General features: G+C 29.2%; 4 protein-coding genes. 1 reads left to right on the top strand and 3 read right to left on the bottom strand.

The window, feature by feature from the left end; all coding sequences use genetic code 11:
• On the bottom strand, positions 1–1094 hold a 1094-nt coding region (locus tag JJE11_RS15775), incomplete at its 3' end, for an ATPase, T2SS/T4P/T4SS family (RefSeq protein WP_291637327.1).
• 150 nt (positions 1095–1244) lie between these two features.
• Positions 1245–2066 carry a diaminopimelate epimerase gene (dapF, locus tag JJE11_RS15770; RefSeq protein ID WP_291637329.1) on the bottom strand — a complete coding sequence of 274 codons (822 nt, stop codon included), beginning with the start codon at positions 2064–2066 and terminating at the stop codon, positions 1245–1247.
• Positions 2067–2242: 176 nt separating this feature from the next.
• Between dapF and JJE11_RS15765 the strand changes: the two genes are divergently transcribed.
• Complete coding sequence (locus JJE11_RS15765) at positions 2243–3982, top strand: NFACT RNA binding domain-containing protein (RefSeq protein ID WP_291637325.1); 1740 nt, start codon at positions 2243–2245, stop codon at positions 3980–3982.
• Positions 3983–4014: 32 nt separating this feature from the next.
• Here JJE11_RS15765 and JJE11_RS15760 read toward each other — a convergent pair.
• The coding region (locus JJE11_RS15760) for a hypothetical protein (protein ID WP_291637323.1) at positions 4015–4197 on the bottom strand (183 nt) is incomplete at its 5' end.

Here is a 4197-nt window from a genome sequence, read left to right as displayed (position 1 = left end):
GCTTTATTATTTACATTTACTTGATTAATTCTAGGCATATTATATTCTATTGGATCTTCTATAGTAATAATATTTTTACTTTTACTATTAATTTCATTTAGTAGTGCATATAATGTTGTTGATTTTCCACTTCCTGTAGGTCCTGCAACTATTATCATTCCATGAGAAAGTTTCAATATATCCCTTAAAAGCATAACTTTATCTACGCTAAAGCCCAATGAGTCTAAATTGATGAATCTCTCTGCTTTATATAAAACTCTTATAACTATTTTCTCCCCATACATTGTTGGTAGTGAAGATACCCTGAAATCGTAATCTATTCCGTCTATATTCTCAGTTATCTTACCATCTAGAGGAATTAACTTAGTGGCTATATCCATATTTGCCATAATCTTTATTCTTGTGCATAAGGATTTATATACACCACTCGGAACTTGGTTTATTTCATTTAAGATGCCATCCACCCTCATTCGGATTATAGCAAAACTCTTAAAAGGCTCTAAGTGAATATCACTAGCTTCTGCATTCACAGCCTGTTTTAGTAAGGAGTTTGTTATTCTTATAACTGGTGCATTTTCAGTTGAAAATTCTGACTGTGCCTCTTCAGTTTTTTCTTTTTCTCCTAACATATATTCTTTTTTCATTTCTTCAACTGCCACATCCACAATTTGTTTTCCATAGCAGTTTTCGATTGCCTCAGAAATCTGGCTAGTTAAGGCAAAGAATATTTTGATCTTTTTATTTGTTATAAACTTTAACTCATCAATGACTTTTATATCAAAGGGATTTGAAAAAGCCACATGTACTTCATTATTATTATCGTAAAAAGGTATCAAACCATATCTATTAGCTACCTCTTTCGATATTAAATTAAATGCTTGATTTTCTTTATTTCTAGATTCTAAATCAATATAGGGTATGCTAAAATCATTCTCTAATATTAAGATAAGTTCATTTAAATCCACTTTTATTTCGCGCAGAATTATTTGTTCTTGACTGCAATTTCTCTTAAGCGAAAGTTCCTTTACATCTTTATAACAGTCTGTAGTAATTAATTCTTTATCTAGTAATAGCTTAAGTAACTTTTTTTTCATAGTATTTTACCTTTCTAAAATATAAAATCCTCACAATAAGATATCTTATTATAAGGATTGTCCTTTTTAATTATTATATTCAATTCTTTAACAAACAAATTCCGTCAAAAAAACAACTGTCCCATTAATAAATAGACAGTTGAGTAAATCTTAATTTAGAAAAAAGCTTCCTTCAAAGGTTATTTCCGCAGGACCTGTCATTAGAACTTCTTCATTAACAATCTCTATATTAAGCAATCCACCTGGAACCTGTACCATAGCTTTTGCCTCTATATACCCTAACCTATTGGCTGCTACCACTGACGCACAGCTACCAGTACCACATGCCAGGGTTGGCCCTGCTCCTCTTTCCCATGTTTTAACCCTTATCATATTTTTACTTACTACTTCGCAAAAATTTACATTTGTTTTTTCAGGAAATAGATCGTGCTTTTCAATAAATTTTCCTTCTTCGACGCAGTAATCACCATGTTTCCCAAAAATAATAGTATGCGGTACTCCCATAAGCATTGAAGTAATATAGTACTCTTTATTATTAATTTCTACCTTCTTATTAATTATTTCTTCCTTATCTAAAGCTGGAATGCTACTGGTCTCAAAATTATATTTCCCCATATTTATAGTGACACTTTCAGCTTTTCCATCTTTAATAAATATATTTGCTAGCTTTACACCATCACCAGTTTCAATTTTTATATATGCCCCTTGCACATATTTTTTCTTCCAAACATATTTAGCAAAACACCTTATGCCGTTACCACACATAGAAGCATAAGAACCATCCGCATTAATAATTATCATCTGAATATCTGCTATATTACTTTTTCTAACTACTAAAATCCCATCTGCACCAATTCCAAAATGTCTATCACAAAGTTTTCTAGCTAGCTCCTCTAAATTGTCATATTTGCACTCAAAATCTTCAATAATAATAAAATCATTTCCTATTCCCTGCATTTTTGTAAAATCTATAATCTCCATATAATTCTTCCTCCTCCTTGCTATCAACCTACTATACTTTTCAATGATTTTCTTTAATGGTATACTATTAATTATAGTATATTATACAATTCATTATTTAAAAAGTATAAATAATAAATTATATAATATATCTACAAAGTTAACCACAAAGTGAAAGGATGATATATATGGCATTAGATGGAATTTATTTATCTAGCCTCATTGAGGAAATAAAAGATATAATCATAGATTGTAGAGTTGATAAAGTAACCCAACCAGAAAAAGATGAAATCATATTAAGTTTTAAAAAAAATAGAAAAGTCCATAAATTATTAATAAGTTCAAGTTCTAATTATCCTAGGATTCATTTTACAGACTCTAGTAAAAACAACCCAATAAAGGCCCCTATATTTTGTATGGTTTTAAGAAAATATTTAAGTACCGCCACAGTCTTAGATGTAAGACAACTTAATTCTGACAGATTACTAATAATAGACTTTAAATCGAGTGATGAATTAGGTTTTGATAGTATATACTCTTTAATAATTGAAATAATGGGTAGACATAGTAATATTAGCTTAGTTCGCTCACGTGATAATTTAATTATGGATAGCATTAAGCATGTTGGATCAGAAGTAAACAGTTATCGTGTTTTATATACTGGTGTTGAATATATATACCCTCCAGTTTCTACAAAACTTGATGCGTTTAATTTTGAGTATGACGAATTCTATAATTATCTAACCACTAAAGACATACAATTTACTGAAATTTTTTTTACAGGTACTTTTACAGGAGTAAGTTCTAACTTATCTGCAGAACTTATGTATAGGTATTGTGCTAAAAATAATGATAATGATTTTGATTTAGAACATGCATCGACCATTTATGATTTTACTGTAAACCTATTTAAGAAATTGCATAAGAATACTTTTTTAGCTTCCTATGCAATGAATGGCAAGCTAAAAGATTTTCATTGCGTGCAGCTTACCTCTTTAAAAGATTGTGAGTATGAAAAATATGATTCTCCATCCAAATTAATAGAGAATTTTTATTTTCAAAAAGATAAACATGATAGATTAAATTCCAAAAGCTCAAACCTTCAAAAAATAGTTAATAACAATATTAATCGTTGTGATAAAAAAATTAAAATACTTAACCAAACTTTAAAGGACTGCACAACTAAAGGTACTTATAAATTACGTGGTGAACTCCTAACTGCAAACATATACTCCCTTAAAAAGGGTGATAAAGTTGTCAGCCCTGTAAACTATTATAGCGAAAATAGTGATCTCATGGACATTAAACTTGATGAAAATAAAACCCCATCACAAAATGTTCAATACTATTACAAAAAATATAATAAATTTAAGATAGCAGAAGAAATGGCCACAATTCAAATGAATTTGACTGAAGACGAATTAAAATATCTTCATTCTGTACTCACTAACATATTAAATGTAGACAACTATAATGGAATTGAAGATATTAAAAATGAATTAATAGAAACTGAGTATATTACATTTAAAAAGCACGGTAAATCCAAAAAAGTAAAACCAACCAAGCCTATGCACTTTATTTCAAGTGACGGCATTGATATTTATGTTGGTAGAAATAACATCCAGAATGATCTTTTAACACTAAAACTTGCCAATAAAAACGATATATGGCTACACACAAAAGATATACCTGGTTCCCATGTTATTATCAAAAATTTTGGCGATGTACCAGATAACACGCTACTCGAGGCTGGAAACTTATCAGCATTTTATAGCAAATCCCAGAATTCCTCTAATGTACCTGTTGATTATACGCAGGTTAGAAATGTTAAAAAACCCTCTGGGGCAAAACCTGGAATGGTTATTTATACTACAAATAAAACTATGTATATAACACCTGTTGAAAGCACCTTAGAAAAAGTCGAATAAGAAAAAAGTATAAAAACATTTGTTAATTATTTTTACTTTACATTATTCTTTTTATCCTTATCAGAATGATGCCACATCATAATTAACAAAATTAAAGATAAACCTAAGCTACCAACTTGAAAATTAATTTTTCCATAATGTACCCAACTTGTTAATATCATCAGAATCTCAATAATTATTATAATCCACTTTGCCTTATTCATTTTCATATGCAT

It is taken from the genome of Clostridium sp., assembly GCF_016650095.1.
GTDB lineage: Bacteria > Bacillota > Clostridia > Clostridiales > Clostridiaceae > Clostridium_AD.
Note: the sequence above shows the minus strand (reverse complement) of the source record. Positions and strands in the feature narration are given on the sequence as shown.